The organism is Chryseobacterium potabilaquae (assembly GCF_902728265.1).
GTDB classification, from domain to species: Bacteria; Bacteroidota; Bacteroidia; order Flavobacteriales; family Weeksellaceae; genus Chryseobacterium; species Chryseobacterium potabilaquae.
In genome coordinates this window covers 1-16,967 of sequence record NZ_CACVBR010000025.1, presented here as the reverse complement: position 1 = coordinate 16,967, position 16,967 = coordinate 1, and the positions used below count along the sequence as shown (strand labels likewise).

Here is a 16,967-nt window from a genome sequence, read left to right as displayed (position 1 = left end):
TTACACCCGCTTTAATAAGGAATTGATATCCCTTCAAAATCAAACAAAAAACCAATCGTTGTGAGATTGGTTTTTTATTTTTATTTAAAATTGAATTTTACAGTAAACATGACCTGGCTAGGACGAAGCTGAATTCTTGTATATTCCAATGCATTCAATTGTCCATTTAAATTGAAAGTTTCAAAAACTCTTCGATTGGCAATATTCATCCATTTCAACTCAAAATCGATTTTCTTTTTTGCCCAAGAAAACTGATAAGAAACATCATAAAAAGCATTATTATATTTATTGTTTCCATTTTTAGTGTTAAGTTGATCCCAATTAAAACCTACGGTATGATTTTCTATTGGATAAAAGAAAACTGCAAGATTATGATTATATCCATTATTAATTCCCAATGTTCCACCTCTACTATCTTGTTTTGTTCTTGAAATACTCATATTATAATCAAAACTCATCCATTCGAAATAGGTATTATTTATTTTAAAACCATAAGATTGGGCATTGTTCTTATTTTCGAATTGATCATTATTCAAAAATGCATCCGCTTTTGTGGTCGTATTATTGTAGGTAATAGATGCATTTGTTTTAAATTTTGGAAAATATTTTCCTACCTCAGCCGCAAATCTATTACTTGTTGAGTGATTATCCTGCTCTCGATATTGAATCAATGTAAATCCGGTCGTAGGGTCAAGGATAGGAGCTGAAAGTAAATTTCTCTTACTATCACTTAATGAATAATTAACATTAAAAAATAAATTATTCAATGGGTTTCTATACTCAATTCTTGATCCTACACTTTTAGTATTTATTTGTGGTATAGGATTATCGGGATCCATCACATTAAATCCTGCAGGGCTTAGCAACATATATCCTGCATATGCGGATTTAATATCTCCAAAATTATTGCTAATACTTCCATTTAAACTAGCCTTCCAAAAAGAAGCAAATGAATATTGAGCAAAGAAATTAGGTGTAAATGTAGTTTTATTTAATGATTTAGATACCCGTCTAAGATCATCTTCTGCTTTGATATTATTAAAGTTCACTGGAAGATTAGCAAATAAACTCCATGTGTCAGATTTATAATTTATCCCCAATGAAACATTTGGATTAACCTCAGTAAACCTTAAATTATTTTCATATTCTGATCCATTAAAATTGGGAGTTCCGGATACTGTTACTCCTTCAAAATTAGTATCGAGCTTATCGCTAGAAAAATCCAATCCCACCTGTGGGGTAAATGTCCAGCCTTTTGTTGAAAAACTAATATTAGCAGTATGTGACGTATCTAATGTTTTCAATCTAAAGCTTTGAATCGCATTTGTTCCAGGAAGAAAGTTTATCGTTCCGAATTGATCTGGATCGTTTTCATTTGTTTTTGGAAGTTTATATGGTATTTGTAAATAATTGGCTGGTGAAACCTGCAAGGTTTGCCTATCATCTTGATAATTGATATATGATCTAAAATTAATCATTTTTTCTTTCCAAGGGATAATAGTACTCAATGAATTTTGGAATGAAGAAGTAGGTGATTCTACGGATTCATCTCCTATTCTTCCCTGCCTTGTAGCTAGAGCTCTGTCTGCATTCCAGAATTGACTGAAACTCGTGGTATTTTTAAAAAAACCTTTTTTTGCATTTTTAGTAAAAATGAGCTCTCCTTTTAATTTATCAGTAAAAAATCGATTTCTTGTACTGGTTACAATCTTAGACCCTGCAAAATCTCCTGCTTGATAAATGGTTTCAATATTATCTTCTCTTTCAACCGTATTATTGGTATAACTTGCGTTGGCTTTCAATTCCCATTCTTTCTTTTTATCCATATTGGTAAGATAATTGGCTGATAAATAATGCACACTGTTCATCAAATATCTTTTTATAGGCAAGTTGGGTACACTGGCTGTTTCTACGTTTAGCCAATCATTTTGAGAAGTATTGGACTTTCTACCCTCCCATGGACTAAAGCCGCCTAAAAAATTCCCTTCATTTTCTACCTGCTCTCCTACATTATTTGTTTTATAGTTAACAACCCATTGACTTTTTTGTCCAAAAAACATGGGAGTTAATTTAACATTCCATAAAAAAGGATCCATTCCCACTCCTACTTCTCCTCTCCCTGTCATTGTTACAGAATTTTTTAGCTTTATATTAATTGCCGCTTGGTCTGAAGGAACTTTATCCCTTAGGATATTTATCGGCTGATGATTTTCTAGGACCTCAACTTTTTGAACTGCATCTTTCGGAAGAGAGCTATTAATAGTTCCATATGCCCCTTCCATGAGATCTTTCCCATTGACGTAGAATTTATTAATTGCATTTCCTTGATAAAGAATTGTCCCGTCTGTATTCACTTCAATTCCAGGTATTTTTTTCATTACATCTGCCAAGGTCCTGTCATTCTTGCTATCAAATGCTTTAAGATCATAGGAAATCGTATCGCCTCTTGAAGTGATCATTCTCGTTTTTAACTGAACCTCTTTAATTTCTGTAGCCTCAGACTCCATTTTAAAACTAAGAGTTTGATCACTATTGCTGATTTGTTTGGTTAGAGGTTTTTGGTTAAATGCTTTTACTTTAAGATCAACATTAGATTCTGCGGAAGTAAAGCTGACTTTATATTCTCCTTTGGAGTTTGTAATTCCATAAGCAAGTATTGCATCTTTACCAGGTTCTTCAACAGTTACACTTGCGCTCGGAATTGCAATCCCATCTTCATCTGTAATTTTTCCTGAAACAGTCTTCTGTGCTATGACAAGTACAGATGACAAAAACATCAGAAATATAAACACATTCTTTTTCATAGATTATTATTTTAATAATTAGTTAATATTATTATTTTTTGTTACAAGTTATTTATAAAGATGTATTTAAAGAATAAAAGTTAAAGCATCAGACCTATCACTACAAAAGCAGTTATATTTTTTTCATTAATATATTTTATTAACAAAAATTATAAAAACAACATATAAATTTCAATAAAATAAAACTTATTAGATAAAAAACACCGATAAAAAAGACATAAAAGTATTATTATTAATGAATTTTCATATAAATCAAAAATTAAATAAACTATATTAGCATTGAATAAATACATATTCAACTAATTTGTTTTTGCCCTGTAATATTTTTGCAGGGTATTTTGTTTCATATTATAAAGTCTCTTGAATGCCATTTTTAATTAGAATTACACATTAAAATAAACTTAAGTATTTTAAGATATTTTTTTATTTAATAATTTTGTAACATAAATTTTATATAATGGGAATTATTTTAAAGCCTATAGATATTGTAGATGATATTTCAAAGGAAGAATTTCTAGAAAAATACCTAAAACCAAGAAAGCCTTTAGTCATAAAAAATATGGCAAAAAAATGGCCCGCCTATCAAAAATGGACTATGGAATACATGAAGGAGATTGTTGGAGATATCGAAATTCCTTTATATGATAGCTCAAAAGCAGACCCGGCAGCTCCCATCAATGCATCTGCTGCCAAAATGAAATTTGCAGATTATATTGACCTTATTGAGAGAGAGCCTACCGATCTTAGAATTTTTCTTTTCGATCCTATAAAATTTGCTCCCAAATTATTAGAAGACTATATTTCCCCCAAAGAGCTAATGGGTGGATTTCTTGATAAATACCCTAATATGTTTTTTGGAGGAAAGGGATCTGTAACATTCCTTCATTTCGACATCGATATGGCACATATTTTCCACACTCATTTCAACGGAAGAAAGCATATCCTCCTTTTTGATTATAAATGGAAGGAAAGATTATATCAACTGCCCTATGCAACCTATGCATTGGAAGATTATGATATTGAAAATCCAGATCTTACTAAATTTCCTGCCTTAGATGGCGTAGAAGGAATTGAATGTTTTCTTGAGCATGGAGATACCCTATTTATGCCTACAGGGTGGTGGCATTGGATGAAATATCTTGATGGAAGTTTCTCCATTTCCTTAAGAGCTTGGGATAAGTCTTGGGGAGTAAAAGCTCATTCTTTATGGAATCTAACCGTACAAAGAAAGTTTGATGATATTATGAAAAAGAATTTCAAAAAGAGATACATGGATTGGAAGGAAAAAGTCGCCATAAAAAGAGCTGAAATTGCATTCAAAAGAGGCTTACCAAAATAAAAAAGAGTTCAAATTTGAACTCTTTTTTATTTGATGTAAGCTAAAACTAGCTATTTCATTATCATTCTCTACAATCCAATTATACCCATCATCACAAAACTCTATAAATTGGGTATTGTCTGAACGTTTTTTCTTCAAAATAAGAGGAGTTCTTGTAGATCCAATCAAGTTGAGCCTCTCCATCCTCAGCAAATTTTTTATCGGAGTCTTTTTTTGCTTCCCATTTGTTTTTTAAATTTTTATCTTTTTTTAATAATTCCGCTGCTGTATCTTCAAAAATATATGCTGAATAGTATTCTTTTTGAGCCAAGATCCCATCAAAGAAGTTCCAATTGAAAAAAGAATCCAATGCTTCAGGTTCAAGGGTCTCAATAATATATTTTACTCCTTCCTGATTAGTTGGAATGATATAATCTCCTGCAAAAAATGTAAGTTTTTTGTCGGATTTTTCTACAGTTGTTTCATAATGAAGATAATGACCTTCATAAGGATTTTTCACCGTTTTAAAATCATTAATTTTATATGACTCTACCGCAATTATACTATCTTTTTTTATAGATATCATTTGAATTCTATTCCTTTTAAATTCCTCAATAACAAGATATTGTGACTGTGGAATAATATAATATTTCGGAATTGTGATATACCCTGTTGGAACAGCAGTTGTAAATAATTTTATTTTCTTTGTAAATGGTTTATTTCTATCATAATATAGCCTTGGCTTTCCGGATACCTCACTTGCTTTGTACTTTCCTTCAAAACCTTTAAAATCCATAGTAGAATATTTTGTAGAATCAATTTTCCAGCGAATTCCGTAATGTTTACCGGCTTGATACTGTTTTAAGTTTTCAACCCTTAATTTTTTTATAATTTTATAATCTTGATCTAAGTTCTGAAGATTTACCAACATATACTTGTAAGTTGCATCTACTCTTTTATCATAAGGTTTTAACATATGAGTTTCAGGAACAGTACCCAAAGAATTGAACAATGTAGTATAACCTGTAGAATATCTCGGAGAATCTTCAAAAGCAGCAAAACCCACCTCTGGAACATCCCCATGAATGTTAACATAGGGCGTACTTTCGTATCCTATTTTTTTTAAATCCTCAAGGTTTTTAAGCTGATACTGATTATAAAAGTATGCTCCCAAAATAGCCCCCAATCTTTCTTTAAAAGTAGAAATATAGGTAAAGGTATATTGATAATCTGCTCCATTACTCACATGATTATCAATAAAAACATCGGGTTTCAGCCAATGATAAATTTCCTGAAAACTTCTCGCATTTTTCGAATCTGCTTTAATAAAATCTCTATTTAAATCATAGTTTCTTGCGTTCCCTCTGAATCCATATGCTTCCGGACCATTCTGATTTGCTCTTGAAAGTGAGCCTCTATTGAGCATTCCACTAACATTATAAGCAGAAATTGCAGCTACAATAAAATTCTGAGGAGTTTTTACCTTTTTTATTGCCAAATCTCTCATGAGAAGCATTGTTGCATCAATGCCATCAGGTTCACCAGGATGAATTCCATTATTGATGAATAGAATAGCCTTTTCTTTTCTTAATTGATCTATATCTTTTCCTGGAAAAGGATTGTAAATGACAACATATATCGGTTTTCCATTGTCATCCTCTCCCTTTTTTATATATTGAATTGTTGGAAATTTTTTTGCTAAGTTTTGATAGTATGCATTCATTTCTTCATAAGTAACCGTTTGATTACCATTTCCTTTTTCGAAAGGTGTTTGAAAATTATTTTGAGCAAAGCAAAAAGATACAGCAAGAGAAAGTAAAAGACAGATGAGTTTCATTGGAAAATAATATTATTCAACCCTAAATTTACTTAAAGTTTTTAGCAAAAAAGAGTACTTTTAAAAATTGAATAATTTTCGACGATTCACTCCAACCATCAACATAATCTCCCAAAAAAATAAGTCTGTCATCATTCGTAACATTCGCACGCACAAATACCTGCTCTAGTGCTCTCAACCCACCATGAATATCACCTATTACGAGTATTCTTTTCATTTCCTTTATTTCGAAATATATTGTACATTCACATAATCTGTCAACCAAACCCCATTCTCTGAAAGGTAAAATAAAACTCCATCTTCAAACATTTTGCCAGTTCTTATGGTTAAAATAATCGGTTTTCCATGACGCATCCCCATTTTAGTAGCCGTTTCTTTATCGGGGCTTAAATGTACATGTTGCCGATTTCTTCTTTCAATTCCTTTTTCTAAAATAGAATCTATATTATGTAAAGCCGTTCCATGATAAAGAAATTCTGGAGGTTTTTGTGGTTTTAACCCCAAATCTATATCGATAGAATGCCCTTGGTTTGCTCTAATTTTAGTTTTATCTTCATTGAAAATAAAGCGCTTTTTATTATTAGTTTCTACTACTTCATCAAGTTCTTCTAAGGTAAAGTACATTTTATTATGGGAAGATTTTAACTTTAAATCCTCAACATATGCCCATCCATTTTCATCTAATGTTAAATTAATAAGTTCTGGTTGGTGCCGAAGGATAAGACTTAGAAATTTGCTGAGTTTTTTCTTTTCTTGTTCATTCATGATTTTTCTTTTTACACTAAATCTAATAATTTATCATATAATAATTTCACTCCTTTAGTAGCTGTTTCTTTCATCACAATAGCTCTTTGTCCATATCCAAACCCTGTTTCGTTAGGATTGATTACAATTAAAAGACAATCATCTTTAATTTCATGGATCAATCCTGCCGCCGGATATACCTGTAAAGAAGTGCCAATAACCAATAAAATATCAGCCTCTTTTACGATTTCTCTGGCTGTTTGATATAATGGAACATCTTCTCCAAACCAAACAATAAAAGGTCTCAATTGGGCTCCGTCTTCAGCTTTGTCTCCTATATTGATATCATTCTTCTGTTCATAAATCAGGTCTTTATTATTACAAGAACATGACTTAAACAATTCTCCATGGATATGAAGAATCTTTGAAGACCCTGCTCTTTCATGTAAATCATCAATATTTTGAGTAATGATTTCAACATCAAAATATTTCTCTAAATCCGCTATTAATTGATGCGCATCATTAGGCTTAACTTCATGAAGCTGTCGGCGCCTTTGATTATAAAACTCCAATACCAAAGCTCTATCTTTTCTCCAACCTTCCGGACTTGCAACATCTGTTACATTATGATTTTCCCAGAGACCATCGCCATCTCTGAATGTTTGTATTCCACTTTCTGCACTTATTCCGGCGCCACTTAATATGGTTAATTTTTTCATTTTGTTTATTCTAATAATCTTGTATAAATCTCTTCATTTTCATCATCAAAACAGACGAAAATTACTTTTTTCAGCCTTTCTGAATGAAATTTTTTCACCTCATCCATAGCAATCTTACCTGCTAATTCCTTTGGAAAACGATACACTCCTGTACTAATATTAGGAAAAGAAATGGTTTTTACCTCTAAACTTTCTGCCAATTTTAAAGAGTTTTTATAACAATCTGCCAAAAGCTTAGAACATTTTTCTTCATTATTATTCCAAATGGGTCCAACCGTATGAATAACAAATTTGGCAGGAAGATTTCCAGCAGTAGTTGCAATAGCTTCTCCCGTTTTACATTTTCCTTGTCGATTTCTTATTTCAATACATGCTTCCAAAACCTGTTTTCCACCTGCACGATGAATAGCTCCATCAACTCCACCTCCTCCAAGTAACGAAGAATTAGCTGCATTTACAATAGCGTCTACTTCTATTTTCGTAATATCACCTTTTATAATTTCAATTTGCATTATGTTAGAGTTTATTGTATTTTTTGTTTCCGTTTTCATCACATATTTTAATTAATTACTAAAACTGCACTCTCATCCGATAGCTTAATTTCTGCTATAGCCCCACTATTAAATTGTAGAAAATCTTTTTCAATTCCATCACTAAATATAAAACCATTATTTGGCATTAATGATTCTATGATTAATTGGGTTCCCTTCTTCAACTTCCCTCCACACATACTCGTTTGCGTTCTTTTACTTTTAAAAGGTTCTCTTACTATAAAATACAAATCATCTTCATTCAATTTCGGATATTCTAAACCTACATCACCTAAAAGCCCGAAAGCCATATTAAAAATAGAACTTAGCCACCCTGTACTTCCTGTTTTTGTAGAAACAATTATTCCACTGGAAGAATGAATCTCTTCTTTTCCGTTCAATGTAACCTTGTATCTTGCAGAAGAATGGGAAGAAATCCCGATAAATAAATCATTCACGGCTAATAATCTTTGTCCGTCGTTTAGAACAACTTCTGCGAATCTCATTTCTTTTGAACTAAAACTTTCGTTTATTACAGAGTTTATTCCATTTAAAAAGTTTTTAGTATTAAAAGGAAGTAATACTCCGTCATATCTTTCTTCATCCGGGTTTATTGCTATAATAGGAACATTTTTAGAATATTTAGCGACATTGGCAACCAATCCATCTTGTCCCACTACCACAATCAGGTTCTTTTTCGAAAAAATATACGAAGGAATAAATTCCTTTTCAACTACTTTATTTTTAATAATCTTGGAAAGTTGAGTCTGAACTTCAAGAAAGGAGTGATAAAATGTATCATGCTCATCTACATATTCCTGAAAATTTCCTCCTAAACTTTCGATATAAAATTGGGCCTGAGCTTTAGTGTTGAATCTTTCAATCAGAGATTCAAGCCTGGTTTTATTTTTGATGATAATGGCATATTCGATTTTCATTTTGAAGAAACTAGATTCAGATTTAAACTTTTTCACATTAATTTTTCAATAGCTTCTCCAGTAAATCGGAACTGATATTTAAATTTCCTATTTTTCCTGCATTTTCCGACAATTCTCTGAAGGCCAATGCTATATTGTTTTTTGCATCCTGTTTCCCGCTTAAAGCACTCAGCACTTTCCAATCAATTTCTTTGTAAGGTTTTAAAGATGTTTCCAAAATATATCCTTGAGTTTCGGCTTCTTTTCTATCATTTTCAGTTTTTTGTTCAATTAATAGCCTTCTCTGATTTTCAACAGAGATATCTGCTGCAATCTTCATTTCCCTCAAAATTCTGTTATTTTCTTCCTGCTGAACTTCAGTTTCCATTCTTTTTTCCTCTATCTGTTTTTGCTTCTCTTCAATAGCAATTTCTGTATTCAGTTCAGATTCCTTAATTTTTCGTTCTTGTTCTACTGCAAAATTTCTTCTTTCATAAATCGCTTCATCAGCCTGTTGTTGCAACTTTTCTCTGGTTTCTGTTTCTAGTGCTCTTGCCATTTCAGGAGTTGTCTGAACGGCCAGAATATTAGCTCCTAAAACTTCAATTCCCATCGTTTTTATTGTTTCTGAGCTCATCAATCCCTCTAAAATATTTGCTTCTATTTGCTTTGCGGAACGGATGGCGTCTTTTAGACCTAGTTCATGAATAAAAGATGAAGTTGCAGTCTGGGCAAGATTGATAATCCTCTGATTAAGCTTTTCAATATCATTTTTCTTGTACACACCAGCTTCATTTACTGTGAAATCTAATGTGTTGGATAGTGCTTTCGGATCAGTAATTTTATAACTTATCTGCCCTTGAATTGTTACCGTTTGATAATCAAAAGTATTTTCATTAAAAATAAAGGGTAAATCATTACTTCCCATCGGAATGGCAACAATTGAACTTTTGGGAGCAAAATAAAAGAATGATAAGCCTCTCCCTTCTTTTACGGTTTTTCCATTTTTAAAATGAAGTACGTATGTCATTGAATCAAATTTGATGTGTCGGAAACCAAACATAGTTTTATAAGTTTTAAATTAAAATTTGTGTTATATTTACGCTAATTGAAAAATCCACAGTTTTTCTTTAATTCATTAACGAATTATTTATATTCTTTTAATAAATCTCTTACCTCCATCAAAGCAAATCCCAAAAGATTTACTCCATTCCAAAGGATGGGATTCAGTATCCTTTTATCAGATTCCAACATTCCAACTCCCCATATCGTATCATATGGACTGGCTTCAACTAAAATTGTATCGTTTGTTGATAAAAGAAATTCTTTTAGTTCCTCGTTTTGAGAAAATTTCAACAAGTTTCCCTCTTTTACGATTTCATATTTATGCTCATCCCAAATTGAAAAATCAAAATTTTCAACTTTTCTTCCCAAATTTTTAGCCTGATTTGGAGAATCTGATTTCAAAATATCCTGTAATGTTTGATTATCTTCGAACAGTTTTGCTTTCTTAGCCATCATATAATGTTCAGCCGTTTTGTAGGTAATGCCCTCTTTTATAAATGGGCATGGAAACCATTGGCTAAAACATGATTTTGTAATCTCATTTTTCACTGTATGCCCCCAAAAGTAAAGAAATTGTATATTTTCTTTTTCCAGAAATCTTTCTATGGTAGTTTCTAATGTATATTTCATATTTGTGTTGATTATACACAAATTTAAAAAAATATATTTTTATTAACCAAATTTATTTGTGTTATTTTTACACTAATTAAATTAAACTACTTATAATCAATTATTTAATTTCAAAATAAAATCCTTGTTCTTCCCATTCTTTATATTTCTCCTGGTTAAAAGTAAAAAGCTTTCCGGGTCTTCCACTTCCCTCTTTTTTAACATTCTTTGTTTCATTAAGAAGTCCATAGCTCATTATTTTTTTACGAAAGTTTCGTCGATCGATTTCCTGACCAATAATCGTTCTATAAAGATTTTCAAGATCTGAAAAGGGAAACTCTTCATTAAGAAGATTGAAACCAATCGGCTGATATTGAATTTTGGTGCGAAGCCTTTTTAATGCAATATCAATAATATTTTGATGATCAAAAGCTAATTTTGGAAGTTTATGTATACTGAACCATTGAGCATCTTCTGCATCAGAATCAGCAAATAATTCATGATAAGAAGGGTTCACAAGACCTAAATAAGCAACAGAAATCACTCTATTTCTAGGGTCACGATCTACATTACCAAAAGTATATAATTGCTCTAAAAAATCAGGTTTTATTCCAGATTCTTCTTGTAATTCTCTCCTTACTGCATCTTCCAAATTTTCATTGTCTAAAACAAGCCCCCCCGGAATCGCCCATCCTCCTTTAAATGGATCAATACTTCTTTTAATTAAAAGAATTTGAAGATCTTTTTTATCAAAATATCCAAAAATAACAGCATCTACTGCTACTTTTATGTCTTGTAATTTTTTTTGAGAATCCATATATACTATTTGCGTTATGAATACACAAAAATACAACTTTGAATAAATACTACCAATGTCAAAATAATAAGGATCTGCTCAAAAAATTTCATTAAATTTATAAACAACTTAAAACTAAACAATTATGAAAAACTTATTTTTTGCAGCTTGCACAACATTTTTATTAGTTGCCTGCGATAAAGTAAAAATGGATGTAAAAACTTCAGAAAAAACAGAATCTACTGCAAAAGAAGAATGGAAACCCGTCGACTCCGCCACAGCGACCAAGGCATGGATGGATTACGCAGCACCTGGAGAGGTTCATAAAATGCTAGCAAAGTCTGATGGGACTTGGACAGGAGAAACCACAATGTGGATGGAAGAAGGAGGAAAACCTATAGTCAGCGCATCAGAATGTACTAATAAAATGATTTTTGACGGTCGCTACCAAGTGACTAATCATAAAGGAAACTTTATGGGAATGTCATTCGAAGGAATGGGTATTACAGGATACGACAACTCAAAGAAAAAATTTGTATCCAATTGGATAGACAATATGGGAACGGGTATTATGTACATGGAAGGAGATTGGAACCCGTCTAAAAAATCCATTGAATTTAAAGGGAAAATGACAGACCCTACAAGGCCAGGGAAAGACTGTGAAATGAGAGAGGTCTATACATTTGTGGATGATAATAATCAGATTCTCGAAATGTATGGCCCGGATTCCAAGACTGGGAAGGAATACAAAACAATGGAAATTAAATTCATGAGAAAGAAGTAAAATATTTATAATTAATAATATACACACTCGGACTTACGGTCCGAGTTTTTTGTTTTTAAATAAAGTAAAATTCAGTGAAATCCCCATCAAAACCTAGTGAATTTACTAATACAATTTTCCTCAATATGATAGAGCTTTGTTATATAAAAGGCACAATCCGAAAAGCCTAAATAGAGTAGGAATATAATTTTAAATTTTAATCCAATGAAAACAAAATCATTATTTCTAATTGGTTTGATGGTAAGTGTCATACTTATCTTTTCACAGCTCAAACCTCAGGATTATCCATTCTATAAGGAAAATAAAAATTATGTTGTGGATAACAATCATCTAATTAAAGATGTTAAAAAATTATCTCCCAATGATGTCAATAGTTTATTAAAACTACAAAGAACTTATGGTGGAGCATTAAATAAAAATTACATTATCAATGTCATCAACAAACAAAACATTATAAAAGGGTGCTTACTAAAAGCAAATATTGATTGGAAAAAATATGGTGATTTAAATGTAAAAGTTAAAGAAATTTTAAGTAAATATTCTGCTAAAGAATTAGTTCCTAATTATTATTCTATACAAAATAATCAAGTGGTAACAGATGCCGTAATGCTAAACGAGAAAGATATCACTTCATTAAATAAGCTTACTATAATTGGAGCCAATGAAGTAACTATTTGTGGAGAATATATGAAAGCACAAAGAATATCAAGATTATTGAGACTAACGAGAAATATAAGAGTTATAGATCCCAAGGTGAATGTAAAACTTGACCAGGTTCTTGTTAACTACAGATAAAATAAATGGCTGTTTTTGAAATATAAAAACAGCCATTTGTAATCTTAAAATCAATCACCATGAAAAAGAAAATTCAATTATTCGGTATATTTTCTTTGCTATTGCTCGTTTTTATAATAGGACTAAAAGGAACTTTTGATGGATATTATGGTTTTTATTATGAAAATAAATCTTACGAAAAACCGATTCTCTACCAAGCAACAGAAAGTATAGTACAGTCTGAAGCGGTAAGTATTTTTGCTTCTTATACAGGCTTTGATACGGGGTATGGTTTTTATGCTCCCAATGTAGCCAGTGATTTTGTTTTAACTTTTGAATTAAAAGATAAAAACGGAAATATTATTGAAGAAAAGGCAATGCCTTCATTCCAGAAAAAGGAAAGTGTAGTAAGATATACTACTATTTTTAATCTCTTTCTCGATAAAGTTTCAGGGGATAAAAAAAAATTTGACAGCAAATATTATCAGTATTTGGATCTGATAATTAAAGAAGTAGCCTTGCACGTAATGAAAGAAAATCCCAATGCAAAAGGTATAACAGCAAGATTGTATTTGTATGATTTTCCAAGTCTTGTCAATTTTAAAAAAGGAAAAAAGAATGAAGATTTCATTCTTATTGATGAATTTAAATACTGATCGTCATGAAAAATTTAAATATTCTTTATAAGAAAATAGAAGTCTTTTTTTTCAGAAAAAGTACAGATTCAGAGTTTTTGAGTTTTTTCAGAATCGCTGTAGGCTTAACTATTTTACTCCATTTCCTTTCCATATTGGCAGATTTTGAAAAATTCTTTTCCAGCCAAAGTATCGTTCCTCAAGATATTATGAATGTTTTTACCCCAGACTGGATGATTACATTTCCCAAAGTGGTTGGCTATTTTCAGGCTTTGGGAATTTCAGAATATCATGTAATTCTCTTCACCAAAATAGCATTTATTAGTCTCTGTATATTTATTATAACCGGATTCTATTCAAGAATTTCCTCATTTTTTCTTCTTTTAATACAAATTATACTGCTTAAGGGAAGCTCCTTTTTTGTATATGGTGCCGATTTTTTTACGAGCATGTCTTTATTCTATCTTATCCTCTTCCCAAGTGACACTCATTTTTCGATAAGGAATTTTCTATTCAAAAGAAACAATGAAAATATAAATATAACACCTGTAAAAAGATTATTTCAACTACATATTAGTATTGCCTATTTTTTTTCAGGATTAGATAAAGTGTTAGGGTTTAATTGGTGGAATGGAGAGTCCATATGGAAAGCCATTCATCTCCCCTACTCAAATAGAGATCTAAATATAGACTTTTCTCTACTGGCCGATCATTCATATATTCTTATTATTATTGGTTGGTCAACCATTATCATAGAAATGCTATATCCTTTCTTTATTTGGAATATAAAAACGCAGAGAATATGGCTTCTGCTAACTATTTCGATGCATTTAGGAATTGCTATAGTCCTTAATCTATATTATTTTTCAGCTATTATGATTATTTGGAATATGACCAACTTCTATTTCGAAAGAGAGCAAATAAGGGTTCAAAAGAAAACTACTATTCCAATCAATAGAAAGCTGAATCCTTATTAATTTAATTTTTTAAATTCAGTAAAAACCACCGTTAAATTTCGTGAATTCCCTCCTTTTTTTTCTCTTAAAAAGATTGAGATTTGATATAATAAAAGGTAAAGCCGAAAACCTTAAAAAGTAGGCATACATCTAATTTACCAAAGCCATGAGACATATTATTAAAGGAAATCTTGCTGCATATCTATGCCGAGATTGTTCAGAGTACCTTAGTCAGGTAAAAGTACGTGTATACCTTCCTCAATCTGATATTAATCTAGCAGCTGTCTCAGCGGCTGAAATTAAAGATACTTTCAAAGAAGTAAAAGAGGAAGAGATTAAATCTAAAGAAAATAGACTTATTGCTGAGGCAGAAACAGATATGAACGGAAATTTTTCCCTAATTATAGATGAAAAATATTCCCGGTCCTCGTTAGAAATTGATTTTTCTTGTGGAACAATATCTCGTCCTCCTCTTACCCCCAAAAAAGGAAAAGAAAGACAATTCCATATAACTACATTCGTTCCTCAATGGAAAATAACCAAAGAAGAACAAATTTTAGTAGCCAACTTCTCCTATATCATTCCAGAAAAGTGGTGGTGTATCATTAAAGGTAGATATTTTGATATATGGACTATTTGCGGAAGATTAACAGATTGCCAAACCGGTAAACCACTTGCAGGTATTACAGTAATTGCAATGGATGCCGACTTCATTACAGATGATGAACTAGGAAGAAATACAACCGATAGTAACGGCCATTTTAAGATTTACTATACTTCTGCAGATTTTAAAAAGACATTCCTATCTCCTATTATTAATATAGAAACGGATGTCCTACCTCCATTTGCAAGTGGTCCCGATGTTTATTTTCAGTTAGAATATAGTGGACAACGGTTTGCCTTAGAAACAAAGTCCAATCGTCGAGATAATGTAGGATATTGCTTATGTGTAAAACTATGTTCTAAAGAGCTTATCCCTGTAGAACCATCTATCCCTCCTTCTTTTACTCATTTTGGTTTAACGCAGCATATTCCCATTCAAACAGGAATTAATTTAGCAACAGGAAAAACATTAGGTGGATATGCATTTTTCTCTTCGGTGAATTTAGTGGGAACTATAAGTAAGAAAATAAATGCACAACCAATGGAATACCTTTTTGAATATCAAGAAGTCACAAACCCTACAGATCCGCTAAATCCAGCCGGATGGAACGCAGTAGTCCCTAATATGATTGACAAGACCCTTATTGGATATTTATGGACATTAACAGGAGATGTTTCAAATCCGGTTAATTATGATCCTTATTATATTAACGGAACAGGAACAGAAAATACGATTAATTTTAACGGAAATTGGATACAAGTACCTCAAGATTCTAATTTTGCTGCCCATGTAGATGCCGAAATTCTAAAACTCAGCACAGAAAAATTGACAGGTGTTACTTCCATAGATATGAGTATGCCCACTTCAGAGATAGGAAACTCTTCCGTATCTCCTGCAAGGCCCCATATTTCCAATAGATATTTTGCCATTCGAATGAAACAAAGAGAAGTAGGCAATTCCGCTACAGAAGTTGTTGCTGGAACATCTAAACCCATTGCTATCTATAATGTATTATATCAAAATGTAAATAAACACGGCAGTTGGGCTCATACCACTGTGAATAATCAATATCTTGCCTTATCTGTAGATCTTGAAGAAATTATTTCAGGTAGTGGTGGATGTAGCAAAATAACAACTGATTTGCATGTAAAATATGGAGCCAGGAATGAAAACCTTGGAAGTGTAAGCCTTAGTATTACCGGACCTCATAAACCGGGACAAAGCTTTGGATTTAATCCTATTGTTCTTATGTCCTCCCCTGAAACTTATGGGTCTACTCAACTGGTATTTACCCCTCCTACTGACACAGTCGCAGATTTATTACCTTGTGCTTATACTATTTCTATTTCTGCAACTGCATTACTCACTACAGGAGACAGTAATCTTGATTCTTATTATGATTTTGTATCCTTCTGTAAAATATAAATTTTGAAAGGTAAAGCCGAAAACCTTAATAGTAGGCGTAAAAAACTAACAAATATTATCATGAAAGCATTATTAAGAGCCTTTATAGTAGTTATTATTATAATTGGTGGAGTTTTAATCATTGTTGTAGGGAATAAACCTTTCCCAGAACCAGAATGTCTTGTTTGCGGGTCAAACCTTATAAAAGTTTTAGGCATCGCAGAAATAGTATTAGGCTTGGGAGCTTTAGCTATCCAAGGAAACCTTATGGAAAAACAAAGAAATTTTTAAAAAACAAAAGAGGCTGTTTCAAAAATAAAAACAGCCTCTTTTTTATATTAATCTGTCTGATCCTAACATAGCGTTACACAAAAACAGTAATGTTATGAAAGATCTTAATAATCAGTATGTAAAACGTAGTCAAAAAGACTATAGCCTATCCTTTAAACTCTCTGTAGTACAAGAAGTGGA

Annotated in this window: 16 protein-coding genes and 1 pseudogene; 7 read left to right on the top strand and 10 right to left on the bottom strand. The window is 31.7% G+C overall.

The genetic code is table 11. The features are described from left to right. Nucleotides 1-80 precede the first annotated feature (80 nt). Nucleotides 81-2,804 (bottom strand): carboxypeptidase-like regulatory domain-containing protein, encoded by a 2,724-nt coding sequence (locus tag CHRY9293_RS12680; RefSeq protein ID WP_162033315.1) that lies wholly within the window; start codon nt 2,802-2,804, stop codon nt 81-83. A gap of 457 nt (nt 2,805-3,261) precedes the next feature. Between CHRY9293_RS12680 and CHRY9293_RS12675 the strand changes: the two genes are divergently transcribed. Next, nucleotides 3,262-4,143, top strand: coding sequence for a cupin-like domain-containing protein (locus tag CHRY9293_RS12675; protein ID WP_162033314.1), 882 nt, complete (start codon nt 3,262-3,264; stop codon nt 4,141-4,143). A 91-nt stretch (nt 4,144-4,234) separates the two neighbouring features. Here the strand turns inward: CHRY9293_RS12675 and CHRY9293_RS12670 are convergent, their stop codons facing one another. The 9 genes and pseudogenes from CHRY9293_RS12670 to CHRY9293_RS12630 all read right to left on the bottom strand — a co-directional run bounded on the left by CHRY9293_RS12670 (nt 4,235) and on the right by CHRY9293_RS12630 (nt 11,360). Beyond that, on the bottom strand, nt 4,235-5,959 hold the full coding sequence (locus tag CHRY9293_RS12670) for a M14 family metallopeptidase (protein WP_162033313.1): 1,725 nt from the start codon (nt 5,957-5,959) through the stop codon (nt 4,235-4,237). A 52-nt stretch (nt 5,960-6,011) separates the two neighbouring features. Next, nucleotides 6,012-6,176, bottom strand: a pseudogene (locus CHRY9293_RS12665) (metallophosphoesterase); the annotation flags it as partial. A gap of 5 nt (nt 6,177-6,181) precedes the next feature. Then, nucleotides 6,182-6,724 carry an RNA 2'-phosphotransferase gene (locus tag CHRY9293_RS12660; RefSeq protein ID WP_162033311.1) on the bottom strand — a complete coding sequence of 181 codons (543 nt, stop codon included), beginning with the start codon at nt 6,722-6,724 and terminating at the stop codon, nt 6,182-6,184. Nucleotides 6,725-6,735: 11 nt separating this feature from the next. Next, on the bottom strand, nt 6,736-7,422 hold the full coding sequence (locus CHRY9293_RS12655; protein ID WP_162033310.1) for an SIR2 family NAD-dependent protein deacylase: 687 nt from the start codon (nt 7,420-7,422) through the stop codon (nt 6,736-6,738). A 5-nt stretch (nt 7,423-7,427) separates the two neighbouring features. Beyond that, nucleotides 7,428-7,973, bottom strand: coding sequence for an O-acetyl-ADP-ribose deacetylase (locus tag CHRY9293_RS12650; protein ID WP_228455534.1), 546 nt, complete (start codon nt 7,971-7,973; stop codon nt 7,428-7,430). A gap of 8 nt (nt 7,974-7,981) precedes the next feature. Next, on the bottom strand, nt 7,982-8,926 hold the full coding sequence (locus tag CHRY9293_RS12645; protein ID WP_228455533.1) for a diacylglycerol kinase catalytic domain-containing protein: 945 nt from the start codon (nt 8,924-8,926) through the stop codon (nt 7,982-7,984). A gap of 1 nt (nt 8,927) precedes the next feature. Continuing rightward, nucleotides 8,928-9,899 (bottom strand): SPFH domain-containing protein, encoded by a 972-nt coding sequence (locus tag CHRY9293_RS12640; RefSeq protein WP_228455532.1) that lies wholly within the window; start codon nt 9,897-9,899, stop codon nt 8,928-8,930. Between the two features lie 116 nt (nt 9,900-10,015). Then, entirely contained in the window at nt 10,016-10,564 is a 549-nt protein-coding gene (locus CHRY9293_RS12635; RefSeq protein WP_162033307.1) for an NADAR family protein, read from the bottom strand. 100 nt (nt 10,565-10,664) lie between these two features. Beyond that, nucleotides 10,665-11,360 carry an NUDIX hydrolase gene (locus CHRY9293_RS12630; protein ID WP_162033306.1) on the bottom strand — a complete coding sequence of 232 codons (696 nt, stop codon included), beginning with the start codon at nt 11,358-11,360 and terminating at the stop codon, nt 10,665-10,667. Between the two features lie 124 nt (nt 11,361-11,484). Between CHRY9293_RS12630 and CHRY9293_RS12625 the strand changes: the two genes are divergently transcribed. The 6 genes from CHRY9293_RS12625 to CHRY9293_RS12600 all read left to right on the top strand — a co-directional run bounded on the left by CHRY9293_RS12625 (nt 11,485) and on the right by CHRY9293_RS12600 (nt 16,787). Continuing rightward, nucleotides 11,485-12,123: a DUF1579 domain-containing protein gene (locus CHRY9293_RS12625; RefSeq protein ID WP_162033305.1), complete on the top strand. Its 639-nt coding sequence runs from the start codon at nt 11,485-11,487 to the stop codon at nt 12,121-12,123. A gap of 204 nt (nt 12,124-12,327) precedes the next feature. Beyond that, a complete protein-coding gene (locus CHRY9293_RS12620) occupies nt 12,328-12,918 on the top strand; it encodes a hypothetical protein (protein WP_162033304.1) in 591 nt (196 codons plus the stop codon). A gap of 59 nt (nt 12,919-12,977) precedes the next feature. After that, the gene (locus tag CHRY9293_RS12615; protein WP_162033303.1) at nt 12,978-13,553 is read left to right on the top strand and encodes a hypothetical protein; all 576 of its coding nucleotides are present in this window, start codon (nt 12,978-12,980) and stop codon (nt 13,551-13,553) included. 5 nt (nt 13,554-13,558) lie between these two features. Then, a complete protein-coding gene (locus CHRY9293_RS12610; protein ID WP_162033302.1) occupies nt 13,559-14,509 on the top strand; it encodes an HTTM domain-containing protein in 951 nt (316 codons plus the stop codon). 145 nt (nt 14,510-14,654) lie between these two features. After that, nucleotides 14,655-16,517 (top strand): transthyretin-like family protein, encoded by a 1,863-nt coding sequence (locus tag CHRY9293_RS12605; protein ID WP_162033301.1) that lies wholly within the window; start codon nt 14,655-14,657, stop codon nt 16,515-16,517. 3 nt (nt 16,518-16,520) lie between these two features. Next, entirely contained in the window at nt 16,521-16,787 is a 267-nt protein-coding gene (locus CHRY9293_RS12600) for a hypothetical protein (protein ID WP_162033300.1), read from the top strand. Nucleotides 16,788-16,967 lie beyond the last annotated feature (180 nt).